13 protein-coding genes are annotated in these 18,422 nt (G+C 61.5%); 4 read left to right on the top strand and 9 right to left on the bottom strand.

Annotation, left to right across the window (positions count from 1 at the left end):
- Positions 1-41: 41 nt before the first annotated feature.
- Both B9G99_RS07285 and B9G99_RS07280 read left to right on the top strand, forming a co-directional pair.
- On the top strand, positions 42-1,226 hold the full coding sequence (locus B9G99_RS07285) for an S-(hydroxymethyl)glutathione dehydrogenase/class III alcohol dehydrogenase (RefSeq protein ID WP_086621452.1): 1,185 nt from the start codon (positions 42-44) through the stop codon (positions 1,224-1,226).
- A gap of 253 nt (positions 1,227-1,479) precedes the next feature.
- Positions 1,480-1,824, top strand: coding sequence for a hypothetical protein (locus B9G99_RS07280; protein WP_148663924.1), 345 nt, complete (start codon positions 1,480-1,482; stop codon positions 1,822-1,824).
- 264 nt (positions 1,825-2,088) lie between these two features.
- On the opposite strand, the gene B9G99_RS07275 is transcribed toward B9G99_RS07280, so the two are convergent.
- From B9G99_RS07275 to B9G99_RS17260, 5 genes are all read right to left on the bottom strand, one after another.
- Positions 2,089-3,597 (bottom strand): YifB family Mg chelatase-like AAA ATPase, encoded by a 1,509-nt coding sequence (locus tag B9G99_RS07275; protein ID WP_086621450.1) that lies wholly within the window; start codon positions 3,595-3,597, stop codon positions 2,089-2,091.
- A gap of 104 nt (positions 3,598-3,701) precedes the next feature.
- Entirely contained in the window at positions 3,702-5,468 is a 1,767-nt protein-coding gene (dld, locus tag B9G99_RS07270; RefSeq protein WP_086621449.1) for a D-lactate dehydrogenase, read from the bottom strand.
- A 289-nt stretch (positions 5,469-5,757) separates the two neighbouring features.
- Complete coding sequence (locus B9G99_RS07265; RefSeq protein WP_086621448.1) at positions 5,758-6,873, bottom strand: metallophosphoesterase; 1,116 nt, start codon at positions 6,871-6,873, stop codon at positions 5,758-5,760.
- Between the two features lie 213 nt (positions 6,874-7,086).
- Positions 7,087-9,087: an OPT family oligopeptide transporter gene (locus B9G99_RS07260; protein ID WP_086621447.1), complete on the bottom strand. Its 2,001-nt coding sequence runs from the start codon at positions 9,085-9,087 to the stop codon at positions 7,087-7,089.
- Positions 9,088-9,350: 263 nt separating this feature from the next.
- Positions 9,351-9,872 (bottom strand): accessory factor UbiK family protein, encoded by a 522-nt coding sequence (locus B9G99_RS17260; RefSeq protein WP_086621446.1) that lies wholly within the window; start codon positions 9,870-9,872, stop codon positions 9,351-9,353.
- Between the two features lie 491 nt (positions 9,873-10,363).
- On the opposite strand from B9G99_RS17260, the gene B9G99_RS07250 reads away from it, so the two are divergent.
- Together B9G99_RS07250 and glnK are read left to right on the top strand one after the other, a co-directional pair.
- Entirely contained in the window at positions 10,364-11,611 is a 1,248-nt protein-coding gene (locus B9G99_RS07250) for an ammonium transporter (protein WP_086621445.1), read from the top strand.
- Between the two features lie 213 nt (positions 11,612-11,824).
- Positions 11,825-12,163, top strand: coding sequence for a P-II family nitrogen regulator (glnK, locus tag B9G99_RS07245; protein WP_086621444.1), 339 nt, complete (start codon positions 11,825-11,827; stop codon positions 12,161-12,163).
- A gap of 85 nt (positions 12,164-12,248) precedes the next feature.
- On the opposite strand, the gene B9G99_RS07240 is transcribed toward glnK, so the two are convergent.
- From B9G99_RS07240 to B9G99_RS07225, 4 genes are all read right to left on the bottom strand, one after another.
- Positions 12,249-12,851, bottom strand: a complete 603-nt coding sequence (locus B9G99_RS07240; protein ID WP_086621443.1) for an FMN-dependent NADH-azoreductase — start codon at positions 12,849-12,851, stop codon at positions 12,249-12,251.
- A gap of 262 nt (positions 12,852-13,113) precedes the next feature.
- Positions 13,114-13,923: a ferredoxin--NADP reductase gene (locus tag B9G99_RS07235; RefSeq protein WP_086621442.1), complete on the bottom strand. Its 810-nt coding sequence runs from the start codon at positions 13,921-13,923 to the stop codon at positions 13,114-13,116.
- Between the two features lie 138 nt (positions 13,924-14,061).
- Positions 14,062-16,110: a methyl-accepting chemotaxis protein gene (locus B9G99_RS07230; protein WP_227875974.1), complete on the bottom strand. Its 2,049-nt coding sequence runs from the start codon at positions 16,108-16,110 to the stop codon at positions 14,062-14,064.
- A gap of 226 nt (positions 16,111-16,336) precedes the next feature.
- Complete coding sequence (locus B9G99_RS07225) at positions 16,337-18,400, bottom strand: methyl-accepting chemotaxis protein (protein ID WP_335617633.1); 2,064 nt, start codon at positions 18,398-18,400, stop codon at positions 16,337-16,339.
- Between the last annotated feature and the right edge of the window lie 22 nt (positions 18,401-18,422).

Here is an 18,422-nt window from a genome sequence, read left to right as displayed (position 1 = left end):
GAAAAGCCCTCAATATCCTGCCATCCGTTACTGGAGGTTCCATGAAAACGCGTGCCGCCATTGCCTGGGAACCCAATCGTCCGCTGGAGATCGAGGAGATCGATCTGGAAGGTCCCAAAGCGGGCGAGGTGCTGGTTCGCATCGTCACCACCAGCCTGTGCCATACCGATATGTTTACCCTGTCCGGTCGCGACCCCGAAGGGCTTTTCCCCTGCGTGCTCGGTCACGAGGGTGTCGGGATCGTCGAAGAAGTGGGCCGCGGTGTGACCTCTGTCAAACCGGGCGATCACATCATTCCGCTCTATACCCCGGAAGACCCCAACTGCCCCTACATCCAGTCGGGCAGAACCAATCTGTGCCAGACGATTCGCAAGACCCAGGGGCAGGGCCTGATGCCGGATGGCACCAGTCGTTTCTCCTACAAGGGCAAGACCATTCGTCACTACATGGGCACCAGCACCTTCAGCGAGTACACCGTACTGCCGGAGATTGCGGTGGCGAAAATCAACCCGGAAGCGCCACTGGCCAAGGCCTGCGTAATGGGCTGTGCGGTGCCTACCGGCATTGGTGCGGTGCGCAATACCGCGAAGGTCCGCCCCGGCGATACGGTGGCCGTCTTCGGCCTTGGCGCCGTCGGCATGGCAGTCATTCAGGGCGCGAAGCTGCAGGACGCCGGGCGCATCATCGGCATCGACGTCAACCCGGCCAAGTTTGCGCTGGCCGAGTCGCTGGGAGCCACCGAATGCCTCAACCCGAACGATCACCCCGAGCCGCTGCATGAGGTGATCATCGACATGACCAACGGCGGCGTCGAGTTCTCGTTTGAATGCGTGGGCAACGTCACGCTCATGCGCGCCGCACTCGAGTGCTGCCACAAGGGCTGGGGCGAGAGCATCATCATTGGGGTGGCCGGCGCGGGCGAGGAAATCTCGACGCGGCCCTTCCAGCTGGTGACCGGACGCGTCTGGCGAGGATCAGCCTTTGGCGGGGTGCTCGGTCGCTCGGAGCTGCCGGGCATGGTCGATGAATGGCTCTCCGGCCGCTTCGATGTCGATCCCTACATTACCCACAACATGAGACACGATCAGCTCAACACGGCCTTTGACCTGCTCCATCGCGGTGAGGCCATCCGCTCGGTGATTCACTATCAACCACAGGAGACGATGACCGGTCCCCTGCCAGGCATCACGCTTGGCGAGACGACAAAAACGCCGGAACCCGTCTAACCCGACGCAATCATCATCAACGACACCGCCTCACAGCAAACGTGAGGCGGTTTTTTTGATGGACGGCCCGGCCCCTCACGAATGCCCTGAAACGGACCCGACCAAGGCCTGATGTTTCGCTGAATCCCTCGATCAGCCTCTCACATAAATGTAAAGTTATGTGTAAAAAGAGCCGATAATGGTAAACAGGCCAATACCACCGGCCTTGAAATCATCACGCTTTTACCCGCGGGCCGACATTATGACATTGACCATGAAAACCCTATGGGCCAGCGCTCTGCTGTTGACGACATCAATGAATGTGATGGCGCAGGGCTACATCAGCGACGAATTCAACACCCCCGGCAGCCAGGCCGTCGCCATCTACACCTGCGCGGTGACCGGCGCAGAAAGAGGGTTTGAGCCACAGGCATTCGACATCCTGCAATCGGCGTTCAAGCAGCGAGGCGCCAACATGAAAAGCCGCCAGGCCGAGAACCTGAAAAACGATGCCTACCGCTGGTACAAAAGCGAGCAGGGTCGCTTTGATTTCGACAGCTACTGGCACGGCCAGTGCGCCCCCGTTTTTGCACGCATGGAACGCGCCATCAATGCCTGATCAGGGCGCGCCTGAAAGGCGGTATCGGTGAGCGTTTCGGATAACGCAAATCCTTGATGGAAAAGCCTAAAGCGGTCAGGACTTACTGCCGATAGTGAAGGTAACAGCTCGCCGGAAGACTTTCTGTCAGCGTTGTTTATTTGTGAACTGACCTCTTCCACCCTTTCGCCCGGTTACGCTCCCTCGTGCCGGGCTTTTTATTGCCCTTCCGGTTTGATGTTCATGGCATCAAAACGGTTCATGAATCCCCCCTGACCGTCAACTTTATATATTCCCCCGCCCCATCATCCGATCCAGCTGGCGATAACCGATCGCCTCCATCAGGGCGCCCTTATCAACCTTTTCCTCACCATTTAAATCTGCAATCGTCCGCGCGACCTTGAGCACGCGGTGATACGCCCGCGCCGAGAGATTGAGCCGGGCCAGCACGCCGGAGAGCCACGCACGTTCGTCATCGCCCAGCGCACAGGCGGCTTCCAGCTCGCTGGTGGAAAGATGTGCGTTGAGCCCGCCGCGAGCGTACTGAATCCTTCGCGCGGCCATGACGCGCGCACGCACGGTCTCGGAGTTCTCGCCCTGCGTTTTGGCCGTCAGCTGTTCCGCGGGCAGTGCGGGGACTTCGATCTGTAGATCGATACGATCGAGCAGCGGACCCGAAAGACGTGCCTGATAGCGCTGAATCTGATTGGGGGTACAGCTGCATTGCTGACGCGGGTCGCCCAAATGCCCGCAGGGGCACGGGTTCATCGCCGCCACCAGTTGAAAGCGGGCCGGGTATTCGCGCTGGTGGCTGGCGCGAGCGATGTGGACTTTTCCGGATTCCAGCGGCTCACGCATGGCCTCCAGCACCTTGCGATCAAACTCCGGCAGTTCATCCAGAAAGAGCACGCCCTGGTGGGCCAGCGAGATCTCCCCCGGCCGGGGCCTTGAGCCGCCACCCACCAGCGCGGCGGGACTGGCACCATGATGCGGGGCGCGAAACGGGCGCTGGCCCCAGCGCTCGAGAATATCGAGCCCGCAGACCGAGCGAATCGCCGCGACTTCCAGAGATTCACTCTCGGTCAGCGGCGGCAGAATGCCCGCCAGACGGCTCGCCAGCATGGTCTTGCCGGTGCCAGGCGGGCCTGCGAAAAGCAGGTTATGGCCACCGGCCGCGGCGACCTCCAGCGCGCGGCGCGCCTGATGCTGACCGCGCACGTCACACAGATCCGCCGCCGCAAGCGTCGCCATCGGGGGCTCGGTCAGCTGATGCGGGGCGATACGACGCTCGCCGGTGAGATGGGCCACCACCTCCAGCAGACTGGAGACCGGCAGCACGTCCAGATCGCCGGCCAGTGCGGCTTCATCAGCGTTGGCGGTGGGCAACAGCAGCTGGCGCCCGGCCTCCGCCACCGCCAGCGCCGCCGGCAGGACGCCGGTCACGGCACGCAGCTGACCATCAAGCGCCAATTCACCTACGCACTCCAGCCTGCCAACGGCCTCCTGCGGAATCTGCCCCGAGGCCACCAGAATGCCGAGTGCAATCGGCAGATCAAACCGCCCGCCTTCCTTGGGCAGGTCAGCCGGCGCCAGGTTGAGAGTGATGCGTTTGGCGGGAAACTCGAAGCCTGCGTTGATCAGCGCGCTGCGTACCCGCTCGCGGCTCTCCTTCACTGCCGCCTCGGGCAACCCCACGATGGCCAATCCCGGCAGCCCGTTGGAAAGATGCACTTCAACGACGACTTCGGGGGCCGCCAGCCCGACGCTGGCACGGGTGGGGATAATCGCAAGCATGCAGGGCTCCGGACAGAAGGATCAGCACGCCGCCTCCTGCGGCGTGCATTAGACATCCCTTTACAATCGGCCAGGCCCTGCCGTGACTTTAACTGGAACACTTTTCAGGACGGGGAAACCGTCTCTGTCGTCTCACGCTCGCCCCAGTGACGCTGCTTGCTGGTCTGACCGATACCGGGATTAAAGCAGTTGCACGGATCAAGCTGCTGATAGAACGCGCGCAGGGCCGGTTTGGCGTGATAGAGATGCCCGACATTGTGTTCGGCCGGGTATTCGGCGCCGCGCGCATCCAGCAGTTCCCACATGCGATGTTCGAGCGCCAGACAGTCGGTGCCCTTTCTGACGATGTAGTCCTGATGCATGACGTGACAGAAGAAGTGGCCGTAGTAGAGCTTGTGGATCATCGGCGCGTCCACGTCATCGGGCAGAACTTCGAGCCAGTCGCGCTCGTTACGCTTTAGCGCCACATCGAGCGCCACGATATCCTCGACCTCATCGCTGTGGATGATGCGATAGCGCCCGGCGGCGCCGGCGGCAGCAAAGCGGTGCAGGAAGGCCTTTTTGCCTTCTTCTGCACTGCATTCGAAATACTCCCCTTCGCGCGTGGCGAAATGCTGATCGAGCAGTGCCCGCGTACGCGCGATGTTCTCCTCGCCCACCTTGAGCAGCAGATGGTGCTCAAAGCGGTCGCGATAGTCGTTCATGCGCCCGGGCAGATGATCCGGGAACAGCCGGCCGAGCCTTTGCAATACACGATCGGTCACGTAATCCGGCAGAAAGCGCAGCCGATTGCAGACATCATCGATGCGATTCTTGCGATCCCACAGCGCCGGTAGCCGGTGAGTGCCCAGCGTCTGAATGGTGAGAAAGGTGTCCTTGCCATAGTGTTTGGCAATGTCATAGGCGTCGCGATGCATGTACTCACCGGCGATCGGCAGCGTCTCGAAATCAGACAATATCTGCCGGCGCAGGTCGGTCAGCTCCGAAGGATCATTGGTACCGATATAAAAGACCTTAGGGTTTTTCTCCTGCTCGAAGGTGTCCAGGCGCAGGGCGAATACCATCAGTCGCCCTGCGGAGCCTGCGGCTTCATGCAGCCGGCGCGGGTCGGCGTTGAAGCGCGCCGGCGTATCGGCATCGATATCGCGTACGTGGCGGTGGTAGTCCGGGTCGGAGGCGGCCGCGTCGCTTTTATCGATATCGGTGTCCTGGTAGTCGCCGCGCTGCAGCCGCTCAAGAAGGGTCTCGGGATCATCTCCGAGGCGCACGCCCAGATGGTTGACCAGCTCCAGCTCACCGGCCTCATTCATGCGCGCATAGAGCGCCATTTCGGTGTAGGCAGGGCCACGCTTGATCAGCGAGCCGCCGGAGTTGTTGCACACACCGCCAAACACAGAGGCGCCGATGCACGAGGAGCCGATCACCGAGTGCGGCTCGCGCCCCATGGGCGCCAGCGTCTTTTCGAGCTGATCCAGCGTCGCGCCGGGTAGACAGATCACCTGACGGCCCTCATCGATGGGCTGGATGATGTTCATGCGCAGCGTACTGACAATCACGATCTCGCGGTCGTAATCGTCGCCGTCCGGCGTGGAGCCCCCGGTCAATCCGGTGTTGGCTGCCTGGGTGATCACGATGCGATCACTTTCCATACAGGCCTTCAACACCTGCCACTGCTCAACCAGCGTGCCCGGCCTCACCACCGCCAGCGCACGACCGGTCCCGAAGCGAAAGCCGGTGCGATAGCGCCGGGTGCTGACCTCATCGCTGAGTACGAAGTCCCGCCCAACTATTGTCTCCAGCCGGGTAATGAATCGTTCACGCTCGGCCGTATCGACGGGCTGTCGTTCGAGCGTCTGGCACCAGGTCGTCATTGAAGTCTCCGCAACGTCGCCGCATCGAGACCGCCCAGGGCGATCTCGCGGGCCTGAATCATCAGGGGCTTTCCGGCAGGTCGGCATCCGCATGCCTTCGGTCGACGATCGACGCCTCAAACAGCGGTGGCAACATCAGGTAACGAGGCAGGCGTGCCTGTCATGCGGGTGTCGGCACTACATCAGAATATCATTGTGAAACCGATACGTGCTCATGACCAGCCTTCGGAGCACCGCCAAAGGCGCCAACGACGCCAACACAGCAGTGCCACGCCGTGACGGAGACCGATCAGCCCCTCTTCAGCGTGATGCGGGTCAGTTCCGAAGGCTTGCCCAGGCGCAGGGCAAAGCCCATCCACAGCGCCGTACCATTGCTGACATACAGCGTCATGCCGTCCACGTCGTAGCGCCCCGACACAAAGCCGTTGTTGGCGCGCGCCACGATTCGATCCATTCCCACCATCATGCCGCCATGGGTGTGGCCGGAAAGCTGCAGGGCCACACCTTCCCGTGCCGCTGCCCGGGCATTTTTGGGCTGGTGATCGAGCAAAATGATCGGCACATCATCGCCTACGCCTGCAACGGCAGCCGCCACATCCGGCCCCGGCAATCCGCGACTGTTCCCGGCCGGGTCGGTGACACCGGCAATGGCCAGCTTCGCCCCGTCGCGCTCAATGAGCGCATGCGAATTGGACAGACGCTGCATGCCCAGCGACACGTAGTGCTGCATCCAGGCCTCATAGCCGAAATAGTATTCGTGGTTGCCGGGGATCACGAACACACCATCAGACGCACGAAGCCCGGCCAGCGGGGCGACATCGTCACGGCGGTTGTCCAGCGTGCCATCCATCAGATCCCCCGTGATCAGGATGGCATCAGCATTCAGCGCATTGGTGCGCTCAACCACCGCTCGCGTCCAGGCCTCTGGAAAGAGCCCGCTGATATGAAGATCGGTGAGCTGCACGATCTGATAGCCCTCAAACGCCGGCGCAAGCCCCGGAAGGGTGACCTCGATGTCCTTGACCGGCGGCACACGCACGGCCTGCTGCATGCCCCAGATGCCCAGTCCCAGTGCAGCCATACCGATCAGATAGCGCGCCATGGGTGGTGCGGCCATGCGCTGCTGCTTGAACAGCATGGTGATGATCATGACCAGATCCATCAGCAGCTGAAAGACCGCCAGCAGGATCAGCGCCCCAAAGAGTGCATTCATCACCATCGACAGGGGACGCGGGATTTCCGGCGAGAAGATCGATCCGGTGACCCAGCGGCTGATCAGATGCTGCTCGGCCACCACCAGAAGCACCAGCGCCAGGACCAGCTTGATCCAGAGTGGCGCCGTCAGCGGCAATAAATAACGAAGTGCAACAACGGCCCAGGGCAGGGCAGCCACCAGATGAAACATGGCGCATGACTCTTTTGATGGAATAAATGGGAGCGAACACGGTCTGCAAAGGATAGCGGACGAACGAATACCCCATGATCCAGAAGTCTCATGCCACTGTCCTGAGTCGATCAGGCTGGGCCAGGCCGCCGTATCAACCCGGCTACTGAAACGCCTCTCTGAAATGATCGCGCCCCACCTGCAGGTGGGGCGCGATCATTCAGGGCACCGCCGTTACGCGCGCGTCGCGGTAATGCGTTGATAGAAGGCCATACAGGCCGCGGCAAAGACGATAAGGCCCAGCCATTGAGCGGTGTCGGCAAAATCACTGCCGACCAGCGCCAGCGGCGCCTCACTGCCGGTAAAGCCGATCACGCCAGCCATCAGTACGCCCATCAGGCTTTCCCCCACGATCAACCCCGAGGCCAGCAACACGCCACGCTGCTGCGCGTGCTCGCGTGTGGCCGCCTCCCTGCGCGCCAGGCGACGGGCGACGAACCAGGAGAGCAGTGCCCCGATCACCAGCGGCATGTTCACACTCGGCGGCAGATAGATGCCAAGCCCCACCGCCAGCACCGGCAGCCGGGCCGTACCGCCTCGACGACGCAGCAGCTCATCCACACCTATCAGCACCGCGCCCAGCGCCACGCCGATCAGCAGCATATGGGTGTTGAGATCATGATTGAAGATACCACTGGCGATCTGCGACATCAGTGTCGCCTGCGGTGCGGCCAGCGCCTGGGCGGGGTCCATGCCCTCACGCGGCAACGCACCGGTAAAGCCATAGGCGTTGTATAAAAGCGTCAGCACCGGCGGGATGATCAGCGCACCGACCACACAGCCAATGATCAGTACCAGCTGCTGGCGCCAGGGCGTGGCCCCGACCAGATAGCCGGTTTTCAGATCCTGCAGATTGTCATTGGAGATCGCGGCGATGGCCAGAATCACCGACGTGGTAAAAAGCGCCAGCCCGACTGCCAGCTGTCCGCCAGCGGCCCCGGCAATGTCGGTGCTCACCCCGGACAGCGCCAGAATCAGCAGCGAGACCAGAATCACCGCGATGATACCGATGCCGGAGATCGGGCTGCTGGAAGAGCCGACCAGCCCCGCCATGTAGCCACAGGCCGCGGCGATCAGAAACCCGAAGACAAACGCAAAGAGCACGCAGCCGATCACCAGTGACCAGAAGGCCAGCGATGACAGCCCCGGCGCGTTGTCCTGAAGGAACACCGCAAAGACCGCCACCAGCGCGATCAAAAGCACGCCGGCGAGCCCCAGTATCCACACGCCCGGCAGATCACGGTCGGTGCGCTCGATGGTGCTCCTGTCCGGTCGGGCAGAGGCGGCCAGCGCGTGTTTCAGACCCTCAAACAGTGCCTTCGACAGCGTGCCCAGCGTCCAGAGGGCGGCAATCGCGATCGTCCCCGCGCCCATGAAGCGCACATCGCTGGACCACAGCGCCATGCCCAGCTCGCTCAGCGACTGTCCCGGTGCCTGGGCGTGCGTCAGCGTCAGCCAGGGCACCGCCACGCCCCAGGCGATCAAAAGGCCGGTCAGCAGCGCCATGCCACCCACAATGCCGACCAGATAGCCCGCGCCTACCAGCGCCAGCGAAAAGCCGGTAGAGAGCTGGAAGGCGGCGCGACCGGCGCTGAACCACAGGCTGATACCATCGGCGAGCACCCGAAAGCCGCTGGCCAGCAGCGTAAAGACCGCTGCCGCCACACCGCCCAGAACAATATCACCGGCACCGGTGCCCTGGCGTTTGCCGCCATCGTCCTGAGCGGGGCGCTCACCGACCTTGAGAATCTCGGCAGCAGCGACCCCCTCCGGATAGGGCAGTGAACTCTGCACCACCATGACCCGCCGCAGCGGAATGGTATACAGCACGCCCAGGATGCCGCCGATGGCGCAGATCGAAAAGGCCTGCCAGAACGGAAAGCCGGCCCAGAAGCCGATCATCAAAAGCCCGGGCAGCACAAAGATGATTGCCGAGAGCGTTCCGGCCGCCGAGGCCTGGGTCTGCACCATATTGTTTTCGAGGATATTGGCATTGCGGCAGTAGCGCAGTACCGCCATGGAGATCACCGCCGCCGGAATCGAGGAAGCGAAGGTCAGCCCCACCTTGAGGCCGAGATAAACATTGGAGGCGGTAAAGACCACCGTAATCAGAGCCCCCAGCACGATGCCGCGCAGGGTCATTTCGGGCAGCGCCTGCCCGTGAGCATGAGACATTTAAACCACTCCTGATGCGTACGCGCCCTGCTGACCCGGCGCCTCTGGGGCAACCATCGCAACCGCTGGCACGCACCATGACAATGCCCGACAAGCTTTGACGGACCTTAAGGTGTATCGCAAGGGGAGGGTTTTACTTCATTTGCAGGCAAAACGTCGAGCCCTGCTGGCTCTGCAACCGATCGGATCGGCTTTCAGCGCCAGCCAAAACAACAGCACCGCCCGGTGGGCGGTGCTGAAAGGACGGGCCTGACCGAACCTCTTCAGTCGGCGGTACCCTGTCCGCTTTGATCGTCAGAGCCCGAGGCGCGCTTGCCACTGCCACGGGTGGTCTTGCCGGCAGATTTGGAGGCTGCAGCGCCAGAGCTCGCCTTGCCAGCGGCTGTCGAGGCACTGTCCTGCGACGCGTCGCTGCCAACTGACGCTGCGGGTGCATCATGTTCACCGGCCAGGCGCTCGGCCTCGGCGGTCGTACTGGCACCACCGGGTGCTGCGGCAGCACTCATTTCCGACGGTGTGGCCGCGCCGGGCTTGCCATCACGCTCGTCGAGGGCAGCCTCCAGACGGGTTACCTGCTTTTCGAGCGCTTCCACACGTGAACGGGTGCGCTGAAGCACTTCCATCATGACATCGAAGTCCTCGCGCGAGACCAGCTCCATGCGGTCAAAGGCGCTGCGCATGGCGCTTTGCACCGTGCGCTGAATTTCTTCGGGTCCGCGGGAGACGTCCTGCAGACGCTCACCGACCTGTTGCGCCAGTCGTCCAAAAATATCGTGCTTTGCCATGTCTGCCCTTCCTCTGATTGTCTGCGTTCCCTGAAAGAGAGGGTCGCCTGCCTCGCACCCGGGGATGCATGACGACAGTACCTGTCTACAGGATACGCAACATGACGCCGGAACGCCTAAAAACCGCAGCGCACCAAAAGCGAGCACCCGCCGGCGCCAACCATGCCATTTTAGTGCACACAAACACTCTTCATGCGCAATTGTGGTGCTTACATGAAATTACCAAAGCCACAACCCTTAAGTAACTTCATGTTTTTAAAGCACTCACCTTACGGTGGCACATTGCCTGCCATGTAATGCCCAGGCGCTGGTCAGCCCGAGCAGGCAATCGAGACAGGGATGAATATCCCGCCCCCTCTCGCAACGCCTGCATGACGCCGAATGATCGCACGCCACCGGATCCTTCGTGACCTCGCCTGATGTCATCTGACTTCGTACCGGCGAACGTGGCATTGACGCCGTCCAGACTCCGGCTGCAAGGATATAATCACATGAACGAACTTGTAGAAGTGCAGTACGCACTTGATACCTTTTACTTTCTGATCTGTGGTGCGCTGGTGCTATGGATGGCTGCCGGCTTCTCGATGCTGGAAGCCGGTCTTGTGCGGGCCAAGAACACCACCGAGATCCTGACCAAGAACATGGCGCTGTTTGCCATTGCCTGCACCATGTACATGCTGGTCGGCTATCACATTGTCTACCTGGGTGATGGCAGCAGTTTCCTGCCCGACTTCGGCTTTCTGATTGGCGCCGAACACAGTGCGGATGATGTGCTCACAAGCGGCGGTGACACCTACTATGCCGCCCGCTCGGATTTCTTCTTCCAGGTCGTCTTTGTGGCCACGGCCATGTCGATCGTCTCAGGCGCTGTCGCTGAGCGCATGAAGCTCTGGTCCTTTTTGCTCTTTTCGGTCTTCATGACCGGTCTGATCTATCCGGTTCAGGCCTACTGGTCCTGGGGCGGCGGCTTTTTGAGCGAGGCCGGCTTCAGCGATTACGCCGGTTCCGGCATCGTGCACCTGTGCGGTGCAGCCGCAGCCCTGGCCGGTGTACTGGTCCTTGGTCCGCGTCATGGCAAATACGGCAAGAACGGTGCCATCAACGCCATTCCGGGTGCCAACATGCCGCTGGCAACGCTGGGCACCTTTATTCTGTGGCTGGGCTGGCTGGGCTTTAACGGCGGCTCGGAACTCAAGCTTTCCGATATCAGCAGTGCCAACGCCGTGGCTCAGGTCTTTGCCAACACCAATGCCGCCGCCAGCGGTGGCGTGATTGCTGCCCTGATTCTGGCCTGTATCTGGTTCCGCAAGGCCGATCTCACCATGGGCCTCAACGGTGCGCTGGCAGGGCTTGTGGCGATCACCGCCGGGCCGTCTGCGCCAGGCATTCTGGCCGCTACCCTGATCGGTGCCGTGGGCGGTCTGCTGGTCGTGTTTGCCATCGTGGCACTGGACAAGCTGCGCATTGATGATCCGGTCGGTGCCATTTCGGTGCATGGTGTCGTGGGTATCTGGGGGCTGCTGGCCGTGCCGCTGACGGACAGCGAGGCTGGTTTCGGCGCTCAGCTTCTGGGCATGGCGACCATCTTCATCTGGACCTTTGTGGCAAGTCTTGTCGTCTGGCTGGCCATCAAGGCCGTCATGGGAGTACGTGTCAGCGCAGAAGAAGAGTATGAAGGCGTGGATGTCGCTGAATGTGGACTGGAAGCCTATCCTGAATTCACCGGTGGCAAGCGCTAAGCCGCTTTTCAAGGCACAGGGCCCGGGCGCCCGACATGGGCACCCGGGCCATGCCCTGGCATGCGAAAGCCGTCGCCACCATGGTCACATGGCAGAAGGATTCGGCGCCGGGTGTAATCATGCTTTTTCAAACCGGCAACCGGCACTGTATGCTTGAGCGACAGGGGCGCCGGCTCCGCCCAATTCAAAGACGATCAGGTGAGGACACGAAAGATGAAACTGGTATCTGCCATCATCAAACCCTTCAAGCTCGATGACGTACGCGAGTCGCTCTCCGAGGTTGGCGTTCAGGGGATTACCGTGACAGAGGTCAAGGGCTTCGGTCGTCAGAAAGGCCATACCGAGCTCTATCGCGGTGCCGAGTACGTGGTCGATTTCCTGCCCAAGGTCAAGATCGAGGTCGCCGTGGACGATGCCATGGTCGATCAGATCATCGAAGCCATCACCTCGGTGGCCAACACCGGCAAGATCGGTGACGGCAAGATCTTCGTGGCCCCGCTTGAGCAGGTCATCCGTATCCGTACCGGCGAAACCGGTCAGGATGCGGTCTGATCTCTCCAGGAAGACAGACATGAAAAAACCCGCCAATCGGCGGGTTTTTTCATGAGCGTGGCAGCGTTTGAAGCGACCGCCCTGCTTACAGTGACAGCGCGTCGATATCAGCACGAGCAGACGACTGCGCGGCGCTGACCGCGTCTTCACCCATTCCCAGACCTTCGGCATAGATGAACTCGATGTCGGTCATGCCCAGAAAGCCCAGAAAGGTTCGCAGATAGGGCGTGACCAGATCATGATCGGTGTCGCGATGCAGCCCGCCACGGGTGGTCAAAACGATCACGCGCTTGCCGGTGATAAAGCCTTCGGGGCCCTGCTCGGTGTAGCGAAAGGTCACCCCGGCACGCGCCACGAAATCACACCATGTCTTGAGCTGGGTCGGGATGTTGAAGTTATACATCGGGGCCGTCACGACGATGGTGTCGTGGCTCTTGAGCTCCTCGACCAGCGTATCGGACAGTGCCAGCGCGTCCTGCTGGGACTGGGTCGGCTCGGCAATACTGCCGCGCAGCGCGGCCATCAGCTCGGCGTCGAGTACCTCGACCGGCGTGGCGGCCAGGTCGCGAACGGTAATGCTGCCGGCGCCATGACGGCTTTCAAAACGATCGCCCAGATAATCCGCCAGCTGGCTGGACTGGGAATATTCACCAAGAATGCTGGACTTGAGAATCAGTGCTTTCGACATGTCTTTATCCTTGAAAGTGATACACGACGATGGAATGGCGCCACTCTACACGTCCATTTAATTGAAGGTGAAGCGCAATCATTGCCGCCCTTGATTCGATTTTTTCGAATGCCATTGAAGCATCGCCCGTCTCATTGTCAGGCCATAAAAAAAGCGCCGGACCAGGCCGACGCTTTCAGGATCATGGACCGGCGCTGACACAGGCCGGCCCGGATATCACGACAGATGTGACTTCTCGGAAGACGTTATCTTTCGACAGACGTCATTTTTCGACAAAGGCGCGCTCGATGACGTAGTCGCCAGGCTCGCCCATGCGCGGCGAGATGGTAAAGCCCAGCTCATTGAGCACCTGACTGCTCTCCTCGAGCATCGCCGGACTACCACAGATCATGGCGCGGTCGTGCTCGGGGTCCATCTGCGGCAGACCGATATCGGCGGCCAGCTTGCCGGAGCGGATATGATCGGTCAGGCGTCCCATGGTATGGAACTCCTCGCGCGTCACGGTCGGGTAGTAGATCAATTTCTCGCTGACGTCCTCGCCCAGAAACTCATGATCGGGCAGGTCGCGGGTAATGAACTCCTGATAGGCCAGCTCGCTGACGGTGCGCACACCGTGGATCAGAATCACCTTGTCAAAGCGCTCGTAGACTTCCGGGTCCTGAATCAGGCTCAAAAACGGCGCCAGACCCGTGCCGGTAGAGAGCATGTAGAGATGGCGTCCTTCCTTGAGGTCATCCAGTACCAGCGTCCCGGTCGGCTTGCGGCTGACCAGCAGGGAGTCACCGACCTTGAGGTGCTGAAGTCTTGAGGTCAGCGGGCCGTCCTGCACCTTGATCGAGAAAAATTCCAGATGCTCTTCCCAGTTGGGGCTGGCGATCGAGTAGGCACGCGTCAGCGGCTTGCCGTCGACCTCGAGCCCGATCATCACGAACTGGCCGTTTTTAAAGCGCAGGCTGTCCTCGCGGGTGGTGCGAAAGCTGAACAGCGAATCGTTCCAGTGATGAACGCTCAGGACTTCGGTGGTAGCAAACTTGCTGGACACGTTGGAGAACTCCCTGACAATGGGTCGCATTTGCAGTGGGTAAGTGGGCCTATTCTAGACATTGCGCCCGCAGGCGTCACGGCACACAAGCGCCTTGATCAAGGCTGGATCGCCTCCAGACAAAAAGGGCCACACCGAGGTGTGGCCCTGATGCCCTCATGCAGGGTGCTAGTGACTCAGACGGAACGCCCCGACCGTGGTGGCCAGACGGTGCGCCTGCTGACTCAGCGACTCGGCGGCGGCCGCCGACTGCTCGACCAGCGCGGCATTTTGCTGGGTCATGTCATCAAGCTGGGTGATCGCCTGGTTGACCTGACCGATACCGGTGGACTGCTCGTTGGTGGCACGACTGAGTTCATCGATTACCGTGCTGACCCTTCCGACCCGCTCGACGATCTCGCCCATGGCATGACTGGTCGTACTGACAAGCTCTGCACCGCTGGTGGTTTCACGACTTGAGGTGGTGATCAGCGTCTTGATGTCGGTCGCCGCCTGGGCGCTGCGGTTGGCCAGGTTCCTGACCTCCTGTGCTACCACGGCGAAACCGCGGCCCTGTTCGCCGGCCCGTGCCGCCTCGACCGAGGCATTCAGCGCCAGCAGATTGGTCTGGAAAGCGATGCCGTCGATGACATCCACGATCGATTCGATCTTGCCGGAGGTTTCGCGGATGCGGGCCATGGTCGCGACCACGTCGTGCATCTGCTCACCACCACCCCGGGCCATGGTCGCCGCTTCATGGGCCAGACCGTTGGCTTCCCTGGTAGAAGAAGCCGAATGCTCCACGGTGCTGGTCAGCTCCTCCATGGCCGCGGCGGACTGCTCCAGATTGGCCGCAGTGGTCTCGGTGCGTCGGGACAGATCATGACCGCCGGCAGAAATTTCGGCCGCCGCCAGCTGAACCGAGTGACTCGCGTCACGAATATCGATCAGCACCGTTTCCATGCGATCGACAAACTGATTGAAGGCTTCGGCCAGCTGTGCCGGTTCGTCACGCCCCATTACCGGCAGGCGCTGGGTGAGGTCCCCGTCACCGTTGGCAATCTGGCGCATACGCTCGGCCATGGTCTTCAGCGGACGGGCGATACGACGACCTACCATCCAGATGGCCGCAAGACCCAGTGCACTGACCAGAAGCCCGACCAGCGCCATGGTGACCAGCGCGCTGCGCTGCTGGTCGGCCAGCTCTGCCTGCAGGGCGTTAAAGTCGGCATAGACCGCGCTCTTGGGCACCCGCAGCATCAGCTGCCAGCGCGTGGCGTCACCAATATTCACCGGCAGTTGCAGGCTCAGCTCATCGCCGGTGGTGGTCATGATCGAGCGCTCACCGCCATTGGCCAGCTGCTGGGCCGTTTGCGCATCAAAGAAGCGGTCGGCCGTCTTGCCGGGGCTTGCAGCATCTCCCGTGTAACCCACGATGGTGCCGGCGTCGGAGACCAGGGCAACGCTGCCCACGCCCTGATAAAGCCCCTTGTTGGCCTCATTCAAAACGCCCTGAATGAAATCCAGAGACAGGTCCACACCGGCGCTGCCACGGAAGGTACCGTTGACCATGATCGGCACGTTGAACGAGGTCACCAGAATGGTCTTGCCGTTGTAGTCATAGGGGTGCGGGTCGGTAACACAGTCACGACCGGTCTCGCGGGTGCACAGATAGTACTCGCCTTCGCGAATGCCGCTGTCCATCACCTTGGTGCTTTCCATGCCCTTGCCCAGCCCCAGCACCTCGATGCTGCCGCTCTCGGTGCGATACCACCAGGGCATGAAACGGCCATCCTCGCCATAGCCCAGCGCGGTCTGGCCCTGATAGTCGGCGTCATTATCAAAGGCATTGGGCTCCCAGCCGATGAAGGCGTCGAGCAAATCGGGATTATCGATGACACGCTGGCGCACGATGTTGGACATCACCTGACGGTCGATCGGCAGCAGCACCTCACCCGTATTGGCACGCGCCATCATGGCGTTGGTGTTGGCAAGCTCGGTGGCGGTTTGCAGCGCATTGCCAAGGCGGGCGCTGATATCGCTGGCCTGGGCCTCGCCCAGTGCCTGCAGACGCGCCTGAATGGACTCGCTGAGCTGCGCCTCGGTACGACCGGCCGCTTGCTGCTGGGTTCGGGTCATGGTCACCAGCGAATACAGCACCAGTACGACCACGACCGCCAGCAGACAGGCGCCTGCCGTGACGGTGACAAAGTTACGAATGGACCTGAACTGCATCATGATGGGTCACCATGGCTTCCAAAAGCTGATAACGATATCCGAAGGTACCGGCTCGCCAGGTGCTGGAAGGATTCCACCGGTCGTGCCTGCAAGAGTTATAACGGCTTGAACAATTTGATCTTGATCAAAAACGGTCAGGGTGGGATAGGACTTAAGTCGTGTAACGGGAAACGAAAAGCCCCCGAACGCCTGCGCGTGCGGGGGCCCTGGAAGGGATGTTTCTTGATCAGGACATGGCGTGATCGCGCAGCTTGAAGGCCCCCACCGTGGTGGCCAGACGATGCGCCTGCTGACTGAGCGACTCGGCCGCCGCCGCCGACTGCTCGACCAGCGCGGCGTTTTGCTGGGTCATGTCATCAAGCTGGGTGATCGCCTGGTTGACCTGGCCGATGCCGGTGGACTGCTCGCTGGTGGCACGACTCAACTCATCAATCACCGTGCTGACCCGCCCGACCCGCTCGACGATGTCGCCCATCGCCCGGCTGGCCGCATCCACCAGCTCCGTACCGCCGGAGGTTTCGCGGCTGGACGTGGTAATCAGCGCCTTGATGTCGGTCGCCGCCTGAGCGCTGCGATTGGCAAGATTACGCACTTCCTGTGCCACCACGGCGAAGCCGCGACCCTGTTCGCCGGCCCGGGCCGCCTCGACCGAGGCGTTGAGTGCCAGCAGATTGGTCTGAAAGGCGATGCCGTCGATGACATCCACGATTGATTCAATCCTGCCCGACGTTTCACGGATGCGCGCCATGGTGGCCACCACGTCCTGCATCTGCTCGCCGCCGCCGCGCGCCATGCCGGCCGCTTCATGGGCCAGACCGTTGGCCTCCTTCGTCGAGGTGGCCGAGTGTTCCACGGTGCTGGTCAGCTCTTCCATCGCCGCAGCGGACTCCTCCAGGTTGGCCGCCGTATTTTCGGTGCGCCGGGAAAGGTCGTGGCTGCCCGAGGAGATCTCGGCAGCAGCCAGCTGTACCGAATGACTTGAGTCACGAATGTCGATCAGCACCGTTTCCATTCGATCCACAAACTGATTGAAGGCCTCGGCCAGCTGTGCCGGTTCATCACGGCCCATCACCGGCAGACGCTGGGTGAGATCCCCATCACCGTTGGCAATCTGGCGCATGCGCTCGGCCAGAGTTTTCAGCGGGCGGGCGATACGACGACCGACCATCCAGAGCGCAGCAAGCCCCAGCGTACTGACCAGCAACCCGACCAGCGCCATGGTCATCAGCGCCTGACGCTGCTGGTCGGCAAGCTCTGCCTGCAGGGCGTTGAATTCGGCATAGACCGCACTTTTCGGCACGCGCAGCAACAATTGCCAGCGCGCGCTGTCACCAATATTGACCGGCAGCTGCACGCTCAGATCATCACCGGCAGTGGTCATGACCGAACGATCACCGCCATCGGCCAGTTGCCTGGCCGTTTCGGCATCAAAAAACTGACCGGCCGGATTACCGGGGCTGTTCGCGTCCCCCGAATAGCCCACGATGGTGCCATTGGTCGAGACCAGGGCGATGCTGCCAGCACCGTCGTAGAGGCTCTGATTGGCGTCGACGAGCATGCCCTGAATGAAAGCCAGCGACAGGTCCACCCCGGCACTGCCGCGGAAGGTGCCACCGACCATGATGGGCGCATTGAACGAGGTGACCAGAATGGTGTTGCCGTTGTAATCATAGGCCGCCGGGTCAATCACGCAGGCACGCCCGGTCTCGCGCGGACACAGATAATATTCACCCTCGCGGATACCATTGGCCTGAGCCCTTGTGCTTTCCATGGTGTCTCCCAGCCCCAGCACGTCAACGCTGCCATCGGCGGTGCGATACCACCAGGGCATGAAGCGTCCATCCTCGCCGTATCCCAGCGCGGCCTGCCCCTGGTAGTCGGCGTCATTATCGAAGGCGTTGGGCTCCCAGCCAATGAAGGCATCAAGCAGCTCGGGGTTATCGACCACACGCTGGCGCAAGATACGGGACATGTCGCGACGATCGATCGAGAGTCCGTCCGAGCCATCACTGCCCCGGGCCATCATGGCATTGGTCTGCGCCAGTTCCTCGGCAATCTGCAGGGCCCCCTCAAGACGGGCACTGATGTCACCGGCCTGCGCCCGTCCCAATGCCTTGAGACGCGATTCAACGGACTGGGCCAGCTGCTCCTCGGTACGACTGGCCGTCTGCTGCTGGGCACGGCTCATGGCAATCAGCGAATACAGCACAAGCACGACCACCACCGCCAGCAGGCAGGCGCCTGCCGTGACGGTGACAAAATTACGAATGGATCTGAACTGCATCATCATGCATCACCGTAATGACCAATCT

Source organism: Kushneria konosiri (genome assembly GCF_002155145.1).
Taxonomy (GTDB): domain Bacteria; phylum Pseudomonadota; class Gammaproteobacteria; order Pseudomonadales; family Halomonadaceae; genus Kushneria; species Kushneria konosiri.
The sequence above is the reverse complement of the archived record's forward strand: the minus strand, read 5'-3'. Positions and strand labels throughout refer to the sequence as shown.

Bases quoted from the DNA above. Each gene is read 5' to 3' on its own strand.
- B9G99_RS07250 (WP_086621445.1), top strand. From the start codon at position 10,364: ATGAACGAACTTGTAGAAGTGCAGTACGCACTTGATACCTTTTACTTT.
- B9G99_RS07225 (WP_335617633.1), bottom strand. From the start codon at position 18,400: ATGATGATGCAGTTCAGATCCATTCGTAATTTTGTCACCGTCACGGCA.
- B9G99_RS17260 (WP_086621446.1), bottom strand. From the start codon at position 9,872: ATGGCAAAGCACGATATTTTTGGACGACTGGCGCAACAGGTCGGTGAG.
- B9G99_RS07230 (WP_227875974.1), bottom strand. From the start codon at position 16,110: ATGATGCAGTTCAGGTCCATTCGTAACTTTGTCACCGTCACGGCAGGC.
- B9G99_RS07275 (WP_086621450.1), bottom strand. From the start codon at position 3,597: ATGCTTGCGATTATCCCCACCCGTGCCAGCGTCGGGCTGGCGGCCCCC.
- B9G99_RS07265 (WP_086621448.1), bottom strand. From the start codon at position 6,873: ATGTTTCATCTGGTGGCTGCCCTGCCCTGGGCCGTTGTTGCACTTCGT.
- B9G99_RS07235 (WP_086621442.1), bottom strand. From the start codon at position 13,923: ATGCGACCCATTGTCAGGGAGTTCTCCAACGTGTCCAGCAAGTTTGCT.
- B9G99_RS07260 (WP_086621447.1), bottom strand. From the start codon at position 9,087: ATGTCTCATGCTCACGGGCAGGCGCTGCCCGAAATGACCCTGCGCGGC.
- glnK (WP_086621444.1), top strand. From the start codon at position 11,825: ATGAAACTGGTATCTGCCATCATCAAACCCTTCAAGCTCGATGACGTA.
- dld (WP_086621449.1), bottom strand. From the start codon at position 5,468: ATGACGACCTGGTGCCAGACGCTCGAACGACAGCCCGTCGATACGGCC.
- B9G99_RS07285 (WP_086621452.1), top strand. From the start codon at position 42: ATGAAAACGCGTGCCGCCATTGCCTGGGAACCCAATCGTCCGCTGGAG.
- B9G99_RS07240 (WP_086621443.1), bottom strand. From the start codon at position 12,851: ATGTCGAAAGCACTGATTCTCAAGTCCAGCATTCTTGGTGAATATTCC.
- B9G99_RS07280 (WP_148663924.1), top strand. From the start codon at position 1,480: ATGAAAACCCTATGGGCCAGCGCTCTGCTGTTGACGACATCAATGAAT.